General features: G+C 64.3%; 19 protein-coding genes. 12 read left to right on the top strand and 7 right to left on the bottom strand.

Features of this window, described 5'->3' with window-relative positions:
- The first annotated feature begins 237 nt into the window (after nucleotides 1-237).
- The 3 genes from AC1DEZ_RS00300 (at nucleotide 238) to AC1DEZ_RS00290 (ending at nucleotide 5,544) form a co-directional block, all read left to right on the top strand.
- Nucleotides 238-3,963 carry a vitamin B12-dependent ribonucleotide reductase gene (locus AC1DEZ_RS00300; RefSeq protein ID WP_476778164.1) on the top strand — a complete coding sequence of 1,242 codons (3,726 nt, stop codon included), beginning with the start codon at nucleotides 238-240 and terminating at the stop codon, nucleotides 3,961-3,963.
- 497 nt (nucleotides 3,964-4,460) lie between these two features.
- Nucleotides 4,461-5,132: a hypothetical protein gene (locus AC1DEZ_RS00295; RefSeq protein WP_476778163.1), complete on the top strand. Its 672-nt coding sequence runs from the start codon at nucleotides 4,461-4,463 to the stop codon at nucleotides 5,130-5,132.
- Between the two features lie 136 nt (nucleotides 5,133-5,268).
- Nucleotides 5,269-5,544, top strand: coding sequence for a hypothetical protein (locus AC1DEZ_RS00290; protein ID WP_476778162.1), 276 nt, complete (start codon nucleotides 5,269-5,271; stop codon nucleotides 5,542-5,544).
- On the opposite strand, the gene AC1DEZ_RS00285 is transcribed toward AC1DEZ_RS00290, so the two are convergent.
- Nucleotides 5,541-6,446: a LysR family transcriptional regulator gene (locus AC1DEZ_RS00285; protein WP_476778161.1), complete on the bottom strand. Its 906-nt coding sequence runs from the start codon at nucleotides 6,444-6,446 to the stop codon at nucleotides 5,541-5,543. The two genes, AC1DEZ_RS00290 and AC1DEZ_RS00285, sit on opposite strands and share 4 nt — an antisense overlap.
- 134 nt (nucleotides 6,447-6,580) lie before the next feature.
- On the opposite strand from AC1DEZ_RS00285, the gene AC1DEZ_RS00280 reads away from it, so the two are divergent.
- From AC1DEZ_RS00280 to AC1DEZ_RS00265, 4 genes are all read left to right on the top strand, one after another.
- Nucleotides 6,581-7,768, top strand: coding sequence for an MFS transporter (locus AC1DEZ_RS00280; RefSeq protein ID WP_476778160.1), 1,188 nt, complete (start codon nucleotides 6,581-6,583; stop codon nucleotides 7,766-7,768).
- 22 nt (nucleotides 7,769-7,790) lie between these two features.
- Nucleotides 7,791-8,879, top strand: coding sequence for an alpha/beta hydrolase (locus AC1DEZ_RS00275; protein ID WP_476778159.1), 1,089 nt, complete (start codon nucleotides 7,791-7,793; stop codon nucleotides 8,877-8,879).
- Nucleotides 8,880-8,957: 78 nt separating this feature from the next.
- Nucleotides 8,958-9,356, top strand: coding sequence for a cyclophilin-like fold protein (locus AC1DEZ_RS00270; protein ID WP_476778754.1), 399 nt, complete (start codon nucleotides 8,958-8,960; stop codon nucleotides 9,354-9,356).
- A 20-nt stretch (nucleotides 9,357-9,376) separates the two neighbouring features.
- Entirely contained in the window at nucleotides 9,377-10,393 is a 1,017-nt protein-coding gene (locus AC1DEZ_RS00265; RefSeq protein WP_476778158.1) for a zinc-dependent alcohol dehydrogenase family protein, read from the top strand.
- A 52-nt stretch (nucleotides 10,394-10,445) separates the two neighbouring features.
- Here the strand turns inward: AC1DEZ_RS00265 and AC1DEZ_RS00260 are convergent, their stop codons facing one another.
- Nucleotides 10,446-11,339: a LysR family transcriptional regulator gene (locus AC1DEZ_RS00260; RefSeq protein ID WP_476778157.1), complete on the bottom strand. Its 894-nt coding sequence runs from the start codon at nucleotides 11,337-11,339 to the stop codon at nucleotides 10,446-10,448.
- A gap of 64 nt (nucleotides 11,340-11,403) precedes the next feature.
- Here AC1DEZ_RS00260 and AC1DEZ_RS00255 point away from each other — a divergent pair, with 64 nt between their 5' ends.
- The 3 genes from AC1DEZ_RS00255 to AC1DEZ_RS00245 are packed head-to-tail and all read left to right on the top strand — an operon-like array spanning nucleotide 11,404 to nucleotide 13,911.
- Nucleotides 11,404-11,922, top strand: coding sequence for a (R)-mandelonitrile lyase (locus AC1DEZ_RS00255; RefSeq protein ID WP_476778156.1), 519 nt, complete (start codon nucleotides 11,404-11,406; stop codon nucleotides 11,920-11,922).
- A 13-nt stretch (nucleotides 11,923-11,935) separates the two neighbouring features.
- Entirely contained in the window at nucleotides 11,936-12,712 is a 777-nt protein-coding gene (locus tag AC1DEZ_RS00250) for a carboxymuconolactone decarboxylase family protein (protein ID WP_476778155.1), read from the top strand.
- A gap of 2 nt (nucleotides 12,713-12,714) precedes the next feature.
- Nucleotides 12,715-13,911, top strand: coding sequence for an arabinose transporter (locus tag AC1DEZ_RS00245; RefSeq protein ID WP_476778753.1), 1,197 nt, complete (start codon nucleotides 12,715-12,717; stop codon nucleotides 13,909-13,911).
- 322 nt (nucleotides 13,912-14,233) lie between these two features.
- On the opposite strand, the gene paoC is transcribed toward AC1DEZ_RS00245, so the two are convergent.
- From paoC to paoA, 3 genes are read right to left on the bottom strand one after another with little or no spacing between them, the layout of a single operon-like run.
- Nucleotides 14,234-16,435 (bottom strand): aldehyde oxidoreductase molybdenum-binding subunit PaoC, encoded by a 2,202-nt coding sequence (gene paoC, locus AC1DEZ_RS00240; RefSeq protein WP_476778154.1) that lies wholly within the window; start codon nucleotides 16,433-16,435, stop codon nucleotides 14,234-14,236.
- Nucleotides 16,436-16,439: 4 nt separating this feature from the next.
- Nucleotides 16,440-17,390 (bottom strand): FAD binding domain-containing protein, encoded by a 951-nt coding sequence (locus AC1DEZ_RS00235; protein WP_476778153.1) that lies wholly within the window; start codon nucleotides 17,388-17,390, stop codon nucleotides 16,440-16,442.
- Nucleotides 17,387-18,052 carry an aldehyde dehydrogenase iron-sulfur subunit PaoA gene (gene paoA, locus AC1DEZ_RS00230; RefSeq protein ID WP_476778152.1) on the bottom strand — a complete coding sequence of 222 codons (666 nt, stop codon included), beginning with the start codon at nucleotides 18,050-18,052 and terminating at the stop codon, nucleotides 17,387-17,389. The genes AC1DEZ_RS00235 and paoA overlap by 4 nt, the downstream gene beginning before the upstream one ends.
- A gap of 554 nt (nucleotides 18,053-18,606) precedes the next feature.
- On the opposite strand from paoA, the gene AC1DEZ_RS00225 reads away from it, so the two are divergent.
- Complete coding sequence (locus AC1DEZ_RS00225; RefSeq protein WP_476778151.1) at nucleotides 18,607-19,092, top strand: flavodoxin family protein; 486 nt, start codon at nucleotides 18,607-18,609, stop codon at nucleotides 19,090-19,092.
- Nucleotides 19,093-19,161: 69 nt separating this feature from the next.
- Here AC1DEZ_RS00225 and AC1DEZ_RS00220 read toward each other — a convergent pair whose 3' ends face one another.
- Entirely contained in the window at nucleotides 19,162-20,106 is a 945-nt protein-coding gene (locus AC1DEZ_RS00220) for a cation diffusion facilitator family transporter (RefSeq protein WP_476778752.1), read from the bottom strand.
- Between the two features lie 84 nt (nucleotides 20,107-20,190).
- Complete coding sequence (locus tag AC1DEZ_RS00215) at nucleotides 20,191-20,430, bottom strand: DUF2171 domain-containing protein (RefSeq protein ID WP_476778150.1); 240 nt, start codon at nucleotides 20,428-20,430, stop codon at nucleotides 20,191-20,193.
- 270 nt (nucleotides 20,431-20,700) lie between these two features.
- Here AC1DEZ_RS00215 and AC1DEZ_RS00210 point away from each other — a divergent pair, with 270 nt between their 5' ends.
- Entirely contained in the window at nucleotides 20,701-21,009 is a 309-nt protein-coding gene (locus tag AC1DEZ_RS00210; RefSeq protein WP_476778149.1) for a DUF1236 domain-containing protein, read from the top strand.
- Nucleotides 21,010-21,445: the final 436 nt, after the last annotated feature.

Here is a 21,445-nt window from a genome sequence, read left to right as displayed (position 1 = left end):
CCTCTGGATGACTGCGAACCCTAGTTTTCCAGAGTGCTTACGGGCCTGCCGCCGCATCCGCCGACATCAGCGGAAGCGAACGGATTTGCACGGGCATTTTGGGCGCGTCCGGGCCTGCAAGCGGGGCGACACCGCCAAGGACCCACGAGGCATCGAACCGAGTTTGGACTGACATCAGGAGCCGGCGATCAACCGGCCGCGCGGGGTATCCACCCGCGGCATGCAAGGACGAAGATCATGCGCATCGAGCGCCGCTATACCTCCGCCGGACAATCGCCCTACGCCGCGATCCCGTTCCGATCGGCCGTCAGCGAGATCAAGAACCCGGACGGCTCCGTCGTCTTCCGGCTCGAAGGCATCGAGGTTCCCGAGGATTGGTCCCAGGTCGCGAGCGACGTGCTCGCTCAGAAGTATTTCCGCAAGGCCGGCGTGCCCGCGCGCATGAAGAAGGTCGAGGAAAACGGCGTCCCCTCCTTCCTCTGGCGTTCCGTTGCCGACGAGGCCGCTCTCGCCGAGCTGCCGGAAGGCGAGCGCTACGGCTCCGAGATCTCGTCGAAGCAGGTCTTCGACCGCCTCGCCGGCTGCTGGACCTATTGGGGCTGGAAGGGCGGCTATTTCTCCTCCGAGGAGGATGCCGCGGCCTTCCATGACGAGCTGCGCTTCATGCTCGCGACCCAGCGCGTCGCGCCGAACTCGCCGCAATGGTTCAACACCGGCCTGCACTGGGCCTATGGCATCGATGGCCCGAGCCAGGGCCATTTCTACGTCGACTTCAAGACCGGCAAACTGGTGAAGTCGAAGTCGAGCTACGAGCATCCGCAGCCACATGCCTGCTTCATCCAGGGCGTGCAGGACGACCTCGTCAACGAGGGCGGCATCATGGACCTCTGGGTCCGCGAAGCCCGCCTGTTCAAGTATGGCTCCGGCACCGGCTCGAACTTCTCGATGCTGCGCGGCGAAGGCGAAAAACTCGCCGGCGGCGGCAAGTCCTCGGGCCTGATGTCCTTCCTCAAGATCGGCGACCGCGCCGCCGGCGCCATCAAGTCGGGCGGCACCACCCGCCGCGCCGCCAAGATGGTGGTCGTCGATGCCGACCATCCGGATATCGAGGCCTATATCGACTGGAAGGTGAAGGAGGAGCAGAAGGTCGCGGCTCTCGTCACCGGCTCCAAGATCGTCAAGAAGCATATGAAGGCCGTGCTCAAGGCCTGCGTGAACTGCGAAGGCGACGGCGACTCTTGCTTCGATCCCGAGCAGAACCCGGCGCTGAAGCGCGAGATCAAGCTCGCCCGCAAGTCCCTTGTGCCGGACAACTACATCAAGCGCGTCATCCAGTTCGCCAAGCAGGGCTACAAGGACATCTCCTTCGACACCTATGACACCGACTGGGATTCCGACGCCTATCTCACCGTCTCCGGCCAGAACTCGAACAACTCGGTCTCGTTGACCGACGACTTTTTGCGCGCTGTCGAGAACGACAATGACTGGAACCTGACCGGCCGCACCACCGGCAAGGTCCTCAAGACGCTGAAGGCCCGCGACCTCTGGGAGAAGATCGGCTACGCCGCCTGGGCCTCGGCCGATCCCGGCCTGCATTTCAACTCGACGATGAACGACTGGCACACCTGCCCGGCTTCCGGCCGGATCCGGGCGTCCAACCCGTGCTCCGAGTACATGTTCCTCGACGACACCGCCTGCAACCTGGCCTCGGCCAACCTCCTGCAGTTCTACGATACGCAGACCAAGTCCTTCGACGTCGCGGCCTATGAGCATCTCTGCCGGCTCTGGACCGTCGTGCTCGAGATCTCGGTGACGATGGCGCAGTTCCCGAGCCGCGAGATCGCCGAGCTTTCCTACGAGTACCGCACGCTCGGCCTCGGCTACGCCAATATCGGCGGCCTGCTGATGACCATGGGCCTCGGCTACGACTCGGACGAGGGCCGCGCTTTAGCTGGTGCCCTCACCGCGATCATGACAGGCGTCGCCTATGCGACCTCGGCGGAGATGGCGGGCGAGCTCGGCCCCTTCCCCGGCTACAAGAAGAACGCCAGCCACATGCTGCGCGTCATCCGCAACCACCGCACGGCGGCCCATGGCCTCGCCGACGGCTATGAGGGCCTGAGCGTCACCCCGGTCCCGCTCGACCATGCGACGCTGGCCCGCCTCGGCGGCTCGGCCGTGACCATGGCGGAGCGCTCGCGCATCGTCTGGGACGAAGCCCTGGAGCAGGGCAAGCGCTACGGCTACCGCAACGCCCAGGCGACCGTGATCGCGCCGACCGGCACGATCGGTCTCGTCATGGATTGCGACACCACCGGCATCGAGCCCGACTTCGCGCTGGTGAAGTTCAAGAAGCTCGCCGGCGGCGGCTACTTCAAGATCATCAACCGCGCCGTACCGGACGCGCTGCGGGCGCTGGGTTACCGCGAGGCGGATATCGCCGAGATCGAGGCCTATGCCGTCGGCCACGGCTCGATGAAGCAGGCGCCGGGCATCAACCCCTCGACGCTGCGCGCCAAGGGCTTCACCGACGAGAAGATCGAGGCGGTCGAGAAGGGGCTGAAGAGCGCCTTCGACATCAAGTTCGTCTTCAACAAGTGGACGCTGGGCGAGGATTTCCTCACCGGCACGCTCAAGGTCCCGGCCGAGAAGCTGAACGACATGTCGTTCGAGCTCCTGCCCTTCCTCGGCTTCACCAAGGCCGAGATCGAGGCCGCCAACGTCCATGTCTGCGGCGCGATGACGCTGGAAGGCGCCCCGCATCTCAAGACCGAGCACTACAACGTCTTCGATTGCGCCAATCCCTGCGGCCGCATCGGCAAGCGCTATCTCTCGGTCGAGAGCCATATCCGCATGATGGCGGCGGCGCAGCCCTTCATCTCGGGGGCGATCTCCAAGACCATCAACATGCCCAACGACGCGACGGTCGAGGACTGCAAGAGCGCCTATATGCTCTCCTGGAAGCTGGCGCTGAAGGCGAACGCCCTCTACCGCGACGGCTCCAAGCTCTCGCAGCCGCTGAACTCCGCGCTGATCTCGGATGAGGACGACGAGGCCGATGACGCCGTCGAGACGCTGGTCGCGGCGCCGATGGCGGCACGTGCCACGCAGATCTCGGAGAAGATCGTCGAACGCATCGTCGAGCGTATCGAGCGCAAGCGCGAGCGCGAGAAGCTGCCCGATCGCCGTACCGGCTACATCCAGAAGGCGGTGGTCGGCGGCCACAAGGTCTATGTCCACACCGGCGAGTATTCGGACGGGCGCCTGGGCGAGATCTTCATCGACATGCACAAGGAAGGCGCCGCCTTCCGGGCGATGATGAACAACTTCGCCATCGCGGTCTCGCTCGGCCTGCAATATGGCGTGCCGCTGGAGGAGTATGTCGAGGCCTTCACCTTCACCCGCTTCGAGCCCTCGGGCTTCGTTGCCGGCAACCAGTCGATCAAGAACGCGACCTCGATCCTCGACTACGTCTTCCGCGAGCTCGCGATCTCCTATCTCGGCCGCAACGACCTCGCCCATGTCGACCCGAGCGAGATCGGCCATGACGTGATCGGCGGCGGCGTCGGCCAGGACAAGGCGCCGGATGCTGCGGCTCCGATCACCTCGACCCCCCTCGCCTCCACCGGCTTCCGCCGCGGCAAGCCGATCAACCTGCTCGCTATCCAGGGCGGCGGGGCGGCGAACGATGCGGTCGCCCGCTCGGCCTCGTCCGTGACGGCGCTGGCCACGGCCGGCGCGACCGCGCTGAAGGAGGAACCGGAGGCCTATGGCGAGGCGGAGATGGCCAAGCTGGGCTTCGCGGCCCCGGCCGCCCAGCCGAGCCAGTCCGAGCGCCGCGCCGAGGCGATCATGAAGGGCTATGTCGGCGACAGCTGCGGCGAATGCGGCAACTTCACGCTGGTGCGGAACGGAACCTGTCTGAAGTGCAACACCTGCGGTAATACCACCGGCTGCTCATGATATGCCGAGTTGATGTTTGAAAAGAGAGGCATAATGTTGCCTCGATTTTAGGAAAAGTTCCGCAAACAGATTTGCGCCGCCCGGCCATCAAGCCGGGCGGCGCTTTGCTTTTCAGCCAATCAGATCGGGCATTCGGGGCCGCTAGCTTCCAACGGCCTGGAACACGGCGCGTCGGCCAGCATCCGTCAGGCCTGAACTAAACGTGAGGTCGAAGACGACGAGCTTCATCACTGACTCGTGCATGTCAGCCCCTCTGATCAACAGGAGTGGCAAATGTGAGTGGAACCATAGTTTGCCTTATTGACGCATCAGCGCACCGCAATTGACGCATCAGCCTGCCGCACCTTCGCGGCAGGCTTTTTTCTGGCTATCGGCGTGAGGGTTCAAGGAGAGCTGAGCGACGTCGGGCTGCTGCGATCGTTTGCGCCTTGCGCGCCTCCATGAGGACTTCGAGGTCAACGCCGCCGTTCCTGGGCGGACCCATTCGGCGGACCTCCATGACCTACGATCATTCCAAGTACGAGAATCGCCTTCGCGCCAGCGCGGTGCTCAAGGACCTGAAGAGCAAGCTCATCGACGTCGGCGTCCCGACGATCGATGTGCGGACGATGAGCGCCGAGTCTTCGATGGCCTGGTGGCGTCTCTCGAAGGTCGACGGGGTCCACGTCTTTCACGAAGGCGGGGGTTGGCAGGCTGACGTCGTATTCAAGGACCTACCCCCGGGAGTGCCGAGGATCATCGGTAGCCCGGAGATTTACCCGACCCGACAGGCCGCGCTCGCCGGAGCGATCGAAACCCTTTCCATCATGGCGGTAACCGACAGGATGCCATTGCCGGACACCGATGACGGCTACCGCTGGTTCAAGTTCGACGGCATGGAGGTTCCGGTCCGGGCGGACCTGATCAAGGACTTCCCCGAAAGGCTGGCAGCCGAGGGCTACACCCCTCTCCAAGTCAGGGCCAGACTTGCCCGGCTCCGTCACGAGCTGGCTGACGACCATCCTATGACGACGAAGATTTTCAAGACGCTCGACGAGGATGATCGGAACAGCATCAGAATCGTCTGCGGGATCGCGCTCGCCCTAGGGGTCCATCAGGTCTCGATCGAAGACGGGCTCTGGAGCGACTTCAACCCGGTCGACGGGGTAACGTCAGGCATGCGGATGTGAGATCGTTTCGAACACACCTAGCGGCACCCAGTCCGGCGTCGATATTGATGGGACATGCATTTTCTGCAAGTTTCATCAATATTGAAGGGCGCCCCCCGCTCATACCCATTCCAAGTGCTGTCATCAGATCACCGCTATGATCGCCGTTCCAACGCTGCCAGATGGCATCTATTTCTTCAGGGACGAGACCTATCCGCTGCCGGAGCTCGCGATGTCGGAGGCGCCTGCCGAGCTTGCCAGCTTCCTCATCGCACACGCCCGGGCCAACGGGGTCGAACTGATCAGGGACGAGATCGTCGAGCTGGTCTGCAAGGGCGATGGCATTCCAGACCAGCGGTTCACGATCTACTGGCCAACGGCGGCAGGCCTGCATGTCCTCGTGCCGAAGAAGTTCGTTGTCGGCCGAGCTTAGCCCGCGGCTCCACTCCGATACCTAAGCGCGTCCACGATGACCTTGAACGCGGGGAGGTTCTGACGGCGGCTCGGATAATAGAGGAAGTAGCCGTCGAAAAAGGGCGACCAGTCATCGAGAACCTGGACTAATTCGCCCGAAGCGATCTGCCGCTCGACGATGTCGTCGGGGACGTAGGCGATGCCGTAGCCGTTCACCGTTGCGTCGATCATGGCGTAGGAGTTGTTGAAGGTGAGCTGGCCGCTGACCCGGACGCGCAGCTCCTGCCCGTCCTTCTCGAACTCCCAGGCATAGAGCCCGCCGGCCGTTTCGTGGCGCATGTTGATGCAGACGTGGCGGACCAGATCCTGCGGATGTTCCGGCACGCCATGCGTAGCGAGATAGCCGGGAGAAGCGACGGCCACCAGCCGCCAGTCCGGGCCGATCCGCACGGCGATCATGTCCTTCTCGACGCTCTCGCCCAACCGGACACCGGCATCGAAGCCCTCCTCGACGATATTGCGGAAGGTGCTGTCGAGGATCAGTTCGACATGGATGTCGGGATAGTCGCGGAGAACCGGCTTCAGCTTCGGCCAGACGACGCTTTCGAGGGCATGATCGGATAGCGTCAGCCGGATCGAGCCCGACGGCTTGTCGCGCAACGCGGTCAGCGCCGCGATCTCGTCCTCGATTTCTGCGATCCGCGGCGTGATGGTCTGGAGTAGCCGCTCCCCCGCTGCCGTAGTCGCAACGTTGCGCGTCGTCCGGGTCAGGAGCCGAATGCCCATCTGCGCCTCGAGCTGCTTGATCGTGTAGCTGAGGGTCGATTGCGCCACGCCGATCTTCGCCGCTGCCCGGGTGAAGCTGTGCTCCTCGGCGACGATCTGGAACCACCTGAGCTGGTTGAGATCGGTCTTGTCCATGAGAGTTCCCCAGGTTCCGGCACGGGCTAGACTAATCGATCCACTCGATTAGTTCATGCGTATTCCGACGGGTAATCGTTCGACGGCTGACTCGCTAGTTTGCACTGCAACAACGCATGCAGGAGCAAACGATCATGACGGTTGCCGCCTTATCGAATGAAGAAGCCAAGCCGATCGCGGCTTGGGGCGCCGTCCTCTCGATGGCGCTTTGCGTGGCGATGCTGATCGCCTCGGAGTTTATGCCGGTCAGCTTGCTGACGCCGATGGCCGAAGGGCTGCGCGCGACCGAAGGCCAGACCGGACAGGCGATCTCGATCAGCGGTCTCTTCGCGGTGGCGGCGAGCATGGTCATCACCACCGCCGCCGGGACGCTGAATCGCAAATGGGTCCTGGTCGGACTGACGGGCTTCATGCTGGTCTCGCTGGTGATGGTCGCCGCCGCGTCGGACTTCACCGTGCTGATGCTTGGCCGTGCCCTGCTCGGCATCTGCATCGGCGGTTTCTGGGCGCTGGCGGCCGCCGTCATCATGCGGCTGGTTCCGGGGAGCGAGGTGCCCCGCGCCCTGGCCCTGATGTATGGCGGACAAGCCATTGCAGCGGCCTTCGCCGCGCCCGTCGGCAGCTATCTCGGCGGCATCTTCGGCTGGCGTGCCGTGTTCTGGGCGCTGACGCCGATCGTCGCCATCAACCTCGTCTGGCATGTGGTCGCACTGCCGTCGCTTCCGGCCCGCCAGCGCCAGGATTTCCGGACCATGTTCGGCCTGCTGAAGCGTCCGCATTTCCTGCGTGGCCTCGTCGCCTCGATGCTCTCCTGGGGCTCGGCCTTCACGATGTTCACCTATCTGCGCCCGTTCCTGGAACAGGTGACGGGTGCGGATGTGACGACGCTCTCGATCCTGTTGCTGGCGCTCGGCTGCGCCGGGTTCGTCGGAACCTGGGCCTCCGGCCGCTTCCTGAGCGGCAGCGTCGCGCCTCTCTTGAAAGTCCCCACGCTGCTGATGGGGGGCTGCACGCTCGGCCTTCTGCTGCTCGGCTATTCGGTTGTCGCGGCGGGACTCTTCCTGGCGCTCTGGGGCGCGATGAACACCGCCATGTCGGTGATCTGGATGACCTGGATGTCACAGAACGTCGACGATGCACCGGAGGCCGCCGGAAGCCTCATGGTCGCGGCGATCCAGGCCTCGATCCTGCTCGGTGCAGTGATCGGCGGGTTGCTGCTCGATGGCCTGTCGATCTTCGCGACCTTCGCGGGAAGCGTGCTCATGGCCGCCATCGGCATTGCCGTGATTGGCAGCGGTCAACGCCTGCTCAAGCCCGAATGACTACAGAGAACGGGAGACATCGATGAGTACCAACACGACCACCGCGCCGACCACACGCATGGACCGTCGCGAGCTCATGAAAACTACCGGGGCCGGCATGGCGATCTTGGCCGCCGCACCGCTCCTCACCATCTCCAACGCAAGGGCTCAGAACATGGCAGCGGACTGGGACAAGACCTTCCCGAAGAGCGAGAAGGTCGATCACCTGACGGTCACCTTCAGGAACCGGTACGGCATTACCCTGGCGGGCGATCTGTATCTGCCCAAGAGCCGGGGCGATCGACGGCTGGCAGCCTTGGCCGTCGGAGGTCCGTTCGGCGCGGTGAAGGAGCAGTCGTCCGGTCTCTACGCGCAGACGATGGCGGAGCGCGGCTTCATCACGCTGGCCTTCGATGCGTCCTTCACCGGCGAAAGCGGTGGCGAGCCCCGCAACGTCGCTTCGCCCGATATCAATACCGAGGATTTCAGCGCCGCCATCGATTATCTTGGTCTGCACCCCTCCGTCGATCGCGAGCGGATCGGCGTCATCGGCATCTGCGGCTGGGGCGGCATGGCCTTGAATGCCGTTGCCGTCGACAAGCGGGTCAAGGCCGTCGTCGCCAGCACCATGTATGACATGACCCGGGTCATGTCGAAGGGCTACAACGACAGCGTGACGCTCGAGCAGCGCACGCAGGCGCTGGAGCAGATGAGCCGACAGCGCTGGGAAGACGCCGCCAACGGAGCCCCGGCCTACCAGCCGCCCTATAACGACTTGAAAGGCGGCGAGGCGCAGTTCCTGGTCGACTACCACGACTACTATCGGACGCCGCGCGGCTATCATCCGCGTGCCGTCAACTCCGGCAGCTCATGGACACGGACCACGCCGCTCTCGTTCATGAATATGCCGCTCCTGACCTACATCAAGGAGATCTCGTCGCGGCCGGTGCTGCTGATCCATGGCGAGAAGGCTCACTCGCGGTATTTCAGCGAAACCGCCTACGCGGCTGCGGCAGAGCCGAAGGAGCTGATGATCATCCCGGGAGCCAGCCATGTCGATCTCTACGACAAGGTGGACGTCATCCCCTTCGACAAGCTGGCCAGCTTCTTCAACCGGCATCTGGCCGCGTGACGAATGACATTCGAGGACACAGTGCAGTCTCGTCGCGCTTTCCTGGCGGGAGGCGCGACCGCCCTCGCCTCTCATTCCATGGCTCGGGCGCAGACCGATGCGTCCTCGGATCGGAAAGGAGCCGCCATGCGTCTTCGATTTGCCTTGGCGGATCAGGAATTCACGGCGACGCTGGAGGACAATCCCTCCGCACGCGATCTCTTCTCCCTGCTGCCTTTGGACCTGAAGATCGGCGACTATTCGACCAATGAGAAGATCGCCTACCTTCCGCGCAAGTTGACCGAGGACGGCAGCGATCGCTTCGATGGAGAGGCTGTCGGCGACCTTTGCTACTATGCCCCCTGGGGCAACCTCGCGATGTTCCATGGCCCCTATCGCTGGTCGCGCGGCCTGATCCGGCTCGGGCGCCTCGACCAAGGAGCCAAGCCGTTGCTGGTGCGCGGTGAGTATCCGCTGCGCGTCGAAAACGCCTCCTGAACCCCATCGGAGCTCACATCATGCTCGCAACCGTTCTGCACGGCCCCGGCGATATCCGCTGCGAAGAGGTAGCCGATCCGCAAATTCTCAAGCCCACCGACGCGATTATCAAACTCTCGGCCAGTTGCATCTGCGGATCCGATCTCTGGCCCTTCCGTGGACTCCAGCCCGTCGATGGCCCGATGCATATGGGCCACGAGTACTGCGGCGTGGTGGTCGAGGTCGGCAGCGCTGTGAAGACCGTGAAGCCGGGCCAATTCGTCATCGGCTCCTTCGTTCTGTCGGACAACACCTGCCCGCACTGCCGCTTCGGGTTCCAGTCTTCCTGCGAGCAGCGCGAGTTCATGTCGGGCGCGCAGGCGCCCCATGCCCGCGTGCCGTTGGCCGACGGCACGTTGGTCGCCACCGCTACCATGCCCGACGACGATCTGATCCCCAGCCTGTTGGCGGTCTCGGACGTGCTCGGCACCGGCTGGTACGCCGCCAATGCAGCACGGGTGCAACCCGGCTCGACGGTCGCGGTGGTGGGCGACGGCGCGGTCGGCCTGATGGGCGTGCTCGCAGCCAGCCAGATGGGCGCGGAACGCATCATCGCGATGAGCCGCCATAAGACCAGGCAGGACCTTGCCCTGGAATACGGAGCGACCGACATCGTGTCCGAACGGGGGGAAATCGGCGTCACCCGGATCAAGGAATTGACCAAAGGGGTCGGCGCGGACTCGGTGCTCGAATGCGTCGGAACCAACGAGTCCATGCATCAGGCGATCAATTGCGCGAGGCCCGGTGGCTCCATCGGCTTCGTCGGCGTGCCCCATGGCGTCGAGCTGAACGGCGAGTTCCTGTTCTTCGCCCAGAAAAACCTGCTCGGCGGCCCGGCACCCGTGCGCCGGTTTCTGCCGGACCTCATCGACCTCGTGCTGGGGCGCAAGATCAATCCAGGAAAAGTCTTCGACCTGACGCTGCCTCTTGAAGATGTTGCGGAAGGCTACCGCGCCATGGACGAGCGCAGGGCCATCAAGACACTGCTTCGCGTTTAGACCCGTCGAACGCCGCAACATGGAGTGCGCCGAAATCCAGCGGCGCTTCCGGTCAACGCCGATACCGGAGCGCCTCGACCAGCAAGGCGAAGGCTGGTGTCGGCTGGCGCCGGCTCGGGTAGTAGAGATGGTAGCCGGAGAACGGCTCGCACCAATCGGCCAGAACGCGGACGAGCCGCCCATCGGCCAGATAGGGCGCGACCTGGCCTTCGGTCAGATAGACCAGCCCGTATCCCTCCAGCGCGGCCTTCAGCATGAGGCTCGCCGTGTTGAATGTCAGTTGGCCATCGACCCGGACGTTGAGCTCCCTGCCCTTCTTCTCGAATTCCCAGGCATAGAGACCACCATGGATCGGCAGACGCAGATTGATGCAGTTGTGATCCGTCAGGTCCTGTGGCGCTTTCGGCGGTGGACGCTTCGCGAAATAGGCAGGTGAACCGGTGACGGCCATCCGCAGCTCCGGGCCGATCGGCACGGCGATCATGTCCTTGGCGACCGTCTCGCCCGGCCGCACGCCCGCGTCGAAACGCTCGCCGACGATGTCGGTCAGGCCGTAATCGATCACGATCTCGACCTTGATGTCGGGATAGTCGTTCACGAGCCTGGCGACCGCAGGCCAGAGGATCGACTCGGCAGCATGCTCCGAGGCCGTCAGGCGGATCGTTCCGGACGGTTTTTCCCGAAGCTCGCTCAAGCCGTCCAGTTCCCGCTGGATCTCCGCGATCCGCGGGCCAACGGAGTTGATCAGCCGCTCACCGGCTTCGGTCGGAGCGACGCGGCGCGTCGTGCGGGTCAGCAGTCGCAGGCCCAGCCGCGCCTCGAGAACGCGAATGGTCTGGCTCAAGGCCGACTGCGACACCCCGAGGCGCTTCGCCGCCCGGGTGAAGTTCCGTTCCTCCGCAACGGCGAGGAAGGCGGAGAGATCGTTCAGGCTATCGCCCGCCATTCAGTAGCTTTCCTTATGGGTTCATGCCGAACTTAACATCTAATCGCGTATTCGGCAGGGCCCTATGTTCGTCAGGACAGCAGCACCTGCATCGGCAGGTGCCGAAAATCTAAGGGAGTCCCGGATGAACAAGATCCTTGCAGCCGCCGCCGTCAGCGCGGTCGGCATCGTTCCGGCGCAAGCGGAAACCATCGAGATCAAGGCCAACGGCAGCGCGGCCTCGGTGATCGGCGTCGCCGGCAATTTCTCAGGGCACGCCGTCATCAGCCCGCTGTTCCCGCCAACCGACATTACCCGGGCAAGCACCGGACTGGTGAACTTTGCCCCGGGCGCGCGCACCGTTTGGCACACCCATCCCGCCGGGCAGTTGCTCATCGTCACCGCGGGCCAGGGCTGGATCCAGGAGGACGGCAAGGACCGGCGCGTGATCAACCCCGGCGATGTCGTCTGGATCGCCGCTGGCGTGAAGCACTGGCATGGCGCGACCGCGACGAGCCCGATGGCGCACATCGCCCTCAGCTACATGCAGGACAACAAGAACGTCGACTGGCTCGAGCCGGTGTCCGACGAACAGTATCGCTGATCGGGAGGAAGCCATGAAACCCTCGACCCTTCTGGCGCTCGCACTCTCCATGGGCTCGGCCGACGCCATTGCGCAGACCGGTTCGCAGACCGGAAGCCTTTCCCGCTCCGACGTTGCGACCGTCTCACCGGCCCTGGAACGCTATGCCACCGAAAAGCTGGCGAATGATCTCTGGAAGCGCCCCGACCTGTCGCCGCGTGACCGCAGCATCGTCACCGTCGCGGCGGTGATCACCCGAAACCAGGGCATCCTTCTCCCCGAGCAGATCAGGCTCGCCCTCGACAACGGCGTGAAGCCCGCCGAACTCTCCGAGGTCATCACCCATCTCGCCTTCTATGCCGGATGGGGTAATGCGATGGCGGCGACGGCGATCACGAAGGATGTCTTCGAGGCACGCGGTATCGGCGCCGACCAGCTCCCCAAGGCCCGGGTCGAATTCCTGCCGCTCGACGAGAAGGCCGAGGCTGATCGTGCCGCCCGCGTCGAGCAGGGCACGGGACCGGCTTCACCCGGCCTGGTGCGCGACACGACGGAAGTTCTGTTCCGGGATCTGTGGCTGCGGCCCGACCTCGCGCCGCGCGACCGCAGCCTCGTCACGGTCAGCGCCCTGATTTCGGCCGGACAGGTGGAGCAGATTCCCTACCACCTCAATCGGGCCATGGATAATGGCCTGACGCGGGCGGAAGCGTCGGAGGTGATCAGCCACCTCGCCTATTACGCCGGTTGGCCGAATGCCTTCTCAGCGGCGCCAGTGGCACGTGCCGTGTTCGAGAAGCGAGCCGCCAATTGAGCATGGAAGCTTCGTCGGTTCCGCCCGGATCAGCGCGGTCCGTTGCCTTCGTCCTGTGGCCGATCATGGCGGCAGTCCTGACGGGCTTCCTGGTCATCGGCATCGCCCTCCCGGTTCTGCCGCTGCACGTGAACCGCGATCTCGGCTTCGGCACCTTCGTCGTCGGCCTCGTGGCGGGCGCGCAGTTCGTTGCGGCCGTGGCGACGCGCATCTGGTCAGGGACTCACGCCGATACGCATGGCGGAAAGCGGACAGTGATGCTCGGCCTCGTCGGCGCCTGTGCATCCGGACTCCTCTACCTGCTCGCCTCCGCCGCCGAGGGATCGCCCACCCTGTCCGTCGCCATCCTCTTGACCGGGCGCGCGCTGCTGGGCGGTGCCGAGAGCTTCATCATTACCGGAGGCGTGAGCTGGGGGTTGGCCACCGTCGAGGATCATCACGCCGGGAAGGTGATCGCCTGGGTCGGCACGGCCATGTTCGCCGCCCTTGCCCTGGGCGGGCCGATCGGGACGACGTCGTTCGCCTCGCACGGCTTCGCGGCCATCGGGCTCGCCACGACGCTGCTCCCTCTCATCGTACTGTTCGGCCTGCTGCGAGTACCCGCTCCCCACGGGCTGTCTCGACAAACCGGGAGTTCCCTGCGACGAGTCCTGAACGCAGTCTGGCTTCCCGGGATCGGAGCCGCACTCAGCAGTGTCGGTTACGGCGCCATCCTCGCCTTCGGTTCGTTGCTCTACAGCAATCATGGCTGGCAACCGGTCTGGCTCGCCTTCACCGCCTTCGGCGTCGCGTTGATCGCGGCACGAGTGATCTGCGGTCATCTGCCCGACAGGTTCGGCGGCGCCAGGATCGCCATGCTGTTCGTGGTGGTGCAAGCGGCTGGGTTACTTCTCATGGGGCTTGCGCGCAGCGGCATGTTCGCCACCGTCGGGGCCGCATTGGCCGGGTTCGGATATGCCCTCGTCTATCCAGGGTTCGGCGTGGAGGCAGTACGGAATAGCTCTCCGGAAACCCGGGGGCTGATCATGGGGATCTATACCGTCTTCCTCGATATCGCGATTGCGGTGGGAAGCCCGACTCTGGGCTGGGTAGCCGGGATTGAAGATTTGAATGCCGTCTTTATCGCCAGCGCTGGAGTCACGCTCTCAGCAGCGGCGATCGCGCTTCGTTTGTTTCGGCGGACCGTAGTTACACGTTGATGACCGGCCTCCAAACAAAAATCACGCATGCGATTGCGCTATCCATAGTCCAGTGGTTTTGTTCGCTGCCGAAGTGTCCAGCCACCTCGACGTCGGCGCCAGGGATTTGAACGGATGACAATCCACCCATAGGTCGCGCTCAGTCGCGCGAACTCGCCCCCCGCAGAGCGGCATCCTCACACGGTGCCGAACTCTTCGAGGCAAACCCCATTGCGATCCGGAGAACGCGCCAGTCCGCCACGCCGGCTTGGCCGAGCGGTCATACCGTTCGCCTCTCTACGCGGCGCAAAGCAGATCAATCGACTTGCGTGCCGCGTTCCCACTACATGTCCGGCAGCCGCGCAATCAACTTATCCAAGGTGATGGGATAATCTCGCACGCGCACCCCGGTAGCGTTGTAGATCGCATTCGCCACTGCCGCTGCTACCCCGCAGATTCCGAGCTCCGCCACGCCCTTGGCCTTCATTGGCGACGAGATCGGATCAGCTCCGTCGAGGAAGACCACGTCCTGGTGCGGAATATCGGCATGGACCGGCACTTCATAGCCGGCGAGGTCGTGGTTGACGAAAAAGCCGGCGCGCTTGTCGACGACCAGCTCCTCCGTGAGGGCAGCGCCGACGCCCATGGTCATGGCGCCGATCAACTGGCTGCGCGCGGTCGTCGGGTTCAGGATGCGGCCACAGTCGCAGACGGCAAGCATGCGCCTGACGCGGGTCTCGCCGGTCGCAGCATCGACACCGACCTCGACGAAATGCGCGCCGAAGGTCGATTGCTGGTACTTCTTGTCGAGGTCGCCATATTCAATGCGGTCTTCGGCAAGGAGCCCCTCGGAACCGGCGGCCTCGGCGAGAGAGGCGCGATTGCCCGCGCGGACATGACCGTCGACGAAGACGGCTTCGGCAGCATTGAAGCCCAGCTTTTGGGCGGCCATTTCACGCAGCTTAAGGCAAGCGGCGTAGACCCCGGCCGTCGAATTGTTGCCGCCCCATTGTCCGCCCGAACCGCAGGAGACCGGAAAGGTTGAATCCCCGAGACGGACCGCCACCTTCTCGATGGGTAGGCCCATCATCTCCGCCGCGGTCTGGGCGATGATGGTGTAGCTGCCGGTGCCGATATCGGTCATGTCGGTCTCGACGGTCACCAAGCCGCCGCTGTCGAGCCGGACGCGGGCGGCCGACTTCGTCAGCAGGTTGTTGCGGAAAGCCGCGGCGACGCCCATGCCGATAAGGGTGTTTCCATCGCGCATGCGTCCGGGTTGCGCCTGACGCTTGCTCCAGCCGAAGCGCTCCGCGCCGCTGCGCAAGCATTCGACGAGATGACGTTGTGAGAACGGCCGCTCCGGATGTTCCGGATCGACCTGGGTGTCATTGAGGATGCGGAACTCCACCGGATCGAGCCCGAGCTTCTCGGCCATTTCGTCGATGGCGACCTCGAGCGCCATCATCCCTGAAGCCTCGCCCGGAGCGCGCATGGCGTTTCCCTCGGCGAGATCGAGCACGGCGAGCCGTGTCGCCGTCATGCGGTCGGCGCCGGCGTAAAGCAGCCGGGTCTGGTTCACCGCTTCCTCGGGGCCGCCGTCGGGCAGGTCGCCGGACCAGCTCTCATGACCGATCGCAGCGATCTTGCCGTCGCGCGTCGCACCGATGCGGATGCGCTGGATTGTCGCCGGCCGGTGCGTCGTGTTGTTGGCCATGAGCGGGCGCGTCAAGGCGACCTTGACCGGCCGCCCGGCGGCTCGCGCGCCGAGGGCCGCGAGCAGCACATCGGTGCGCAGGAAGAGCTTGCCGCCGAAGCCGCCGCCGATGAAGGGCGAGAGGACGCGAACCTTGTCCCTGGAGATGCCGAGCGTCTTCGCGAGGTCGCCGGCCGCCCAGGCGATCATCTGGTTGGACGTCCAAACCGTGAGCCTGTCCCCGTCCCAGGCGGCGAGCGTGGCATGCGGCTCCATCATTGCGTGCGACTGGTCGGGCGTCGTGTAGGTCTCGTCGAGCTGGACGGGCGCCGCAGCAAAGGCCTTGGCAAAATCACCGACGGAGGTATCGGGAGGGCCACCGAAGCCCGGTTTGGGCGTGCCTGCCGAGTTCCTGGAAGCGGCGAGATCGAAGGCACCTTCGGCGCGCGTGTAATCCACGCGGACCAGCTTGGCGGCCGCGCGGGCCTGCTCGAAGGTCTCGGCGACGACGAGCGCAACCGCCTGATGGTAATGCTCGATGGCGGGGCCGCCGAGCAGCGCCGCGGTGTTCCGGCCGCCCTTGCTCAGCTTGCCGGCGTTTTCCGCCGTGACGATCGCCAGCACGCCGGGCGCGGCCTTCGCTTCCGTAAGATCGATCGCAGCAATGTGCCCCTTCGCGATCGCCGCGCCGACCACATAGCCATAGGCTTGGTTCGGTACGACATCGTGCCGTTCATAGGCGTAGGGCGCCGTGCCGGTGGTCTTGAGCGGGCCGTCGATCCGGCTGGTGGGCTGGCCGATCACCTTGAGCTGGTCGATCGGATTCGTCGTCGCAGGGGTATCGAACTTCATGGCGCTACCCCTTCGCCTCCGTCAGAACCGCACTGAGCGTGCGCTCGACCAGCGGTAGCTTGAATGCGTTCTCCCGGGTCGGGTTGGCGCCGGCAAGAAGCTGCGCGGCGGCAGCCTTGGCGCCGCGCGGCAGTTCGGCTTCGGCCGCCTCGATGCGCCATGGCTTATGGGCCACGCCACCTAGTGCCACGCGTCCGCTGCCGTCGCGCTGGACGATGGCGCCGACCGAGATCAGGGCGAAGGCATAGGAGGCTCGGTCGCGAACCTTGCGATAGATCTGCGCGCCGCCGACCGACTTCGGCAAGGTGACGGCGGTGACCAGCTCTCCCGGCATGAGCATGGTCTCGATCTGGGGCGTGTCGCCGGGCAATCGGTAGAACTCGGCGATGGGAATACGCCGTGTCGCACCGTCCGAGCCCAGCGTCTCCACGGTTGCATCGAGCGCGCGCATGGCCACGGCCATGTCGCTCGGATGCGTCGCGATGCAGGCGTCGCTGGTGCCAAGGATGGCGTGATTGCGCGTGAAACCGCCGATGGCGGCGCAACCGCTGCCCGGTCGGCGTTTGTTGCAGGGCTGGTCGGTGTCATAGAAATAGGGGCAGCGTGTGCGCTGGAGGAGGTTGCCCGCCGTCGTCGCCTTGTTGCGCAACTGGCCGGAGGCACCGGCGACCAAGGCGCGCGTGAGCAAGGGATAGTCGCGCCGCACGCGCTCATCCGCGGCGAGATCGGTGTTGCGCACCAAGGCGCCGATCCGCAGACCGCCGTCAGGCGCGGCTTCGATCTTGTCGAAGGCGAGCCCGTTCACGTCGATCAGATGTGTCGGCGTCTCGATCTCAAGTTTCATGAGGTCGAGCAGATTGGTGCCGCCGGCGATGAATTTCGCGCCTTGGGTCCGAGTGGCAGCGGCAACCGCTTCTGCCGGCGAAGCTACGCGCTCATAGATGAAGGACCTCATGCCTTCCTCCCCGCCACCTCGCTGATGGCGTCGATGATGTTGGGATAGGCCGCGCAACGGCAGATATTGCCGCTCATGCGCTCGCGAAGCTCCAGGGCCGTCAGCTCCGGCTGCGCCAGCAGATCCGTGCTGACGTGGCTGGGAATGCCGGCCTTGATCTCGTCGAGCACCGCAACGGCCGAGCAGATTTGGCCCGGAGTGCAATAGCCGCATTGATAGCCGTCGTGCTTGACGAAGGCGGCCTGCATCGGATGAAGGTTCGCGGCCGTGCCCAGCCCCTCGATGGTGGTGATGCGATCGCCCTCATGCATCACGGCCAGCGTCAGGCAGGAATTGATCCGGCGACCTTCGACGATCACGGTGCAGGCGCCGCACTGGCCGTGATCGCAGCCCTTCTTGGTTCCGGTGAGGTGGAGATGCTCGCGAAGCGCGTCGAGCAGGGTGGTGCGCACATCGATCCTGAGATTGCGTGTTTCGCCGTTCACGACCATCGACACGTCGGTCATCGAGGGCATGTCGGGCGTCATCGACCTCTCGGCAGGTGCAGCGGTCTGAGCCTGTGCCAGCGGGGAAACCCCAAGCGCCGCGGAAGCGGCTCCGGCAAGGAGCACATCCCGCCGCCTGATCTCATGATCGCTACTGTTTTGCATGTGATGTTCCAATCCCTGGCGCCGACGCCGGCGTGGCTGGACACTTCGGCAGAGAACAAAGCGAGTGGACGATGGTTCCGGCCGGGGGCTCAATCTCGAGATCGGCGTGTCGTCTCCATTCCGAGAACGATCCTGAACGCGCAGCTAGCCGGCCGAAACAAGCGAAGCGCGATCACAGCGGTCGCCAGCGTTGTGCGACCGCTGAAGATAACAACGCAACTAGCCGCGCTCGCGGCTACCTAGCCAAGGCGGGAACGGAGCCGCGGCGCGGAGCCTCGTTGCGCAACCGTACGCGCCGGCAAGAGGGCGCCCGTCGCATCCGTGCGGTGACGCACCGCAGCTTGCGCGTTGGAACAGGCGCGGATCGCGTTGGTACGTCTCAACATGCCGTCGATCCCGGGCCAAGCCGACGGCTTGCGCTCGGGGCTCCGGCGGCTCCCTTCCTGACAACGATCGGACCTGCCGATGCCGCTCTCAATATTGGCACTGAATTGCACCTTGAAACCCGAGGGACGGTCCTCGACCCAGCGCATTCTCGAACTCGTCCTACAGGAATTCCAGGACGATTGCGCGAGCGAGCGGCCCTAAACATCAAGCCGGGCGTCTCGTCCGATGAAGGCGATGGCGATGACTGGCCAGCGTTGAGGCGCAAGATCGACGCTTGCGACATCCTGCTTGTCGGCACTCCGATCTGGCTCGGCCAGCCGTCGAGCATTGCCAAGCGCGTGCTGGAGCGCCTGGACGCGTTGCTCAGCGAGGCCGACAATCAGAATCGGACGCCGGCCTGTGGCAAGGTCGCGGCCATCGCTGTCGTCGGCAACGAGGACGGGGCCCATCACGTCTCCGCCGCCATCGCGCAAGCGCTCTTCGATGTCGGCTTCACCATCGCCGCCGGCGGGCCGACCTATTGGGTCGGCGAAGCCATGGGTCGCGTGAACTTCATCGATCTCGCCCAGGTTCCAAAGGCGACGGCGACGACGAATCGCATGCTCGCCCGCAACGCCGCCCACCTTGCCGAGCTGCTCAAGCGCCATGCCTATCCGGGCTATTGAGACCGGTGTCCGAGCCGGTTGACCGTGGTGCGGTGTTCCAACACCCGGATGAATTCCCAATTTTCGGGTTCACTCGACCAACCGGGCCCGCCTCTCGCGCCAAGCAGCGGGTGTCTGTGGCTTCACGAAAACGGAGACGATATCCGAGCGGTGCGCCCGGAGCTTCGCTTCGACACGCTCCACGCAGTCCTCGATATCAGCGGTCGAGCGATCGTCCTTGAATTCAAGGCTCAGCGCCACCACGATCTGATCCGGGCCGAGATGGACCGTGGTCATCCCGTTGACGCGCTCGACATCGGGATCACTTTCGGCCGCAGCCCTGATCGCTTCCTGAACATGCGGAAGCGCAGCTTCTCCCAGCAGCAAGGCCTTGCTTTCCCGCGCGAGCAGCATCGCCGTGGTCGCCAGGATGAGGCCAATCAGAAGCGACGCCGCGCCATCCAGTTCCGGACGCTCGAAAAAGGCTGCTGCCGTAATCCCGATGAAGGCGATGAGCAGTCCGAGCAGGGCCGCGGTATCTTCGAACAGCACTGTGAAGACGCTGGGATCCTTGCTCTGCCGTACGGCAGCGAAATAGCTCAGCGATCCCTTGGCGGCCTTGAACTCCTTTAGCGCGACCCGCCAAGAATATCCCTCAAACAGGGCCGACAGGCCGAGCACAACGTAATTCGTGGTCAAGCTCGTGGCCGGATGCGGCTCGATGATGTGAGCTACGCCTTCGTAGAGCGACACGCCCGCGCCGACTGCAAAGACCAACAGCGCGACGATGAAACTCCAGAAATAGAGCTCGCGTCCATGGCCAAAGGGATGCGTGAGGTCCGGCGGGCGGGCAGCGCGCTTGAGACCGTAGAGAAGAAGGGCGCCGTTGCCGGTATCGACCAGGGAATGAACTCCCTCCGAGAGCATGGCGGAGCTTCCGGTCCATCCCGCAGCAACGAATTTAGTTGCAGCGATCAGGCAATTTCCAGTCAGCGCTGCATAGATGACCCTCCGGGATCCCGCGTGCGCTGCCATTGAACCTCTCTCAGCCTGGCGCAACGATCCATGTGCAAAAAGAGCCCCGGGGGTACTGCCCCAGCGCCGAAGTTCACGGGCGCATCACTCGCTTTCCGCCGACCAGCGCTGCCTCGCTTCCGAAGCCGGCACCAGCAGCTTAGCCGCATTGCCGTCGATCGCGACGATCAGCCCGATATCAAGGTAGTGTTGCGTGCCTCCGGACGACGGGTCGGACTTCTTGAGCTTGAGGAGCGTCCCGGATAGACCGTCGACAGTGCCGACATGCACGCCGTCCGTCCCTACGATCTCAAGGCCTTCCCGAATCTGTTCGGCGAACATCATGGCGGTCTCCTTTTGTTGGAGACGCAACCGACCTACCACGGTTCGGTTCCGGCATGGCCCTTTTCAGTGCTGGCTCGTTGTCTCCTGAACCGGGAGATGCACTGATGCCGACCGCTGATGAACCGATTTCCCAGGAGGTCCGGGCGATGCCGGAATCGCGGAGGCGCCGGAGGCGCGACCCGCACTACTGGGGCGTGCTCACCTTACCCGGGAACATTTACTGTGCCTCCCAGTTACGCCCTCAATCTGGGGGATAACCAGGAGGCCAAAATGAAGAAATTCATCATCGCCGCCGCTATCGCAATGGCTCCCGTAGTGGTGTTTGCCCAGACTTCGACAACCACCACCACGATCACCACCGACCAACAGAGCAAGGTCCGCGCATATGTGGTCAAGGAGAAGCCGGCTTCGGTAAAGGTCACCGAGTCGGTTGCCGTCGGAGCGGCGCTGCCGTCATCGGTGACCTTGCGCGCATTGCCATCTGACGTCGGCGTTACGCAGTACCGCTACGCGATCGTCAACGACAAGACCGTGCTGGTCGAGCCGAGTTCGCGCAAGATCGTACAGATCATCGAGTGAAATCTCATCACGCGTCAGGGCAAAGAGGTCGGTCGGACTAGGACCTTTTTGTTCCTTGGGGGGCCTAGAGGGGAAAGCCAAATGTGGCTTCGCATGGTCCTTATTGCACTGATTTTCAGCGGCCCAGCCCATGCGCAGATATCGCCGACCGGGCCCCCGCACGATGCTCCTCCTGCCGACACGATGCAGCCGAAGTCAGCGCTATCCGAAGATGACGCGAGACAAAGCTTCGCATCTCATGGCTATCCCAATGTGCACGATCTCGCCCGCAGCTCAGACGGCGGATGGACGGGCACCGCTATGACGAATGGCCGAAGCTTCACCGTCCACTTGAGCCAACAGGGCGAGATTGAACGACGCGATTAGCGGCCCCGGCTAATGACCATGGCTGCGCTTCAGAGATCGATCTCAACACAAAGGTGCGCGACAGCCGCTC

The sequence above is a fragment of the Allobosea sp. 10L422 genome, from assembly GCF_056395345.1.
Note: the sequence above shows the minus strand (reverse complement) of the source record. Positions and strands in the feature narration are given on the sequence as shown.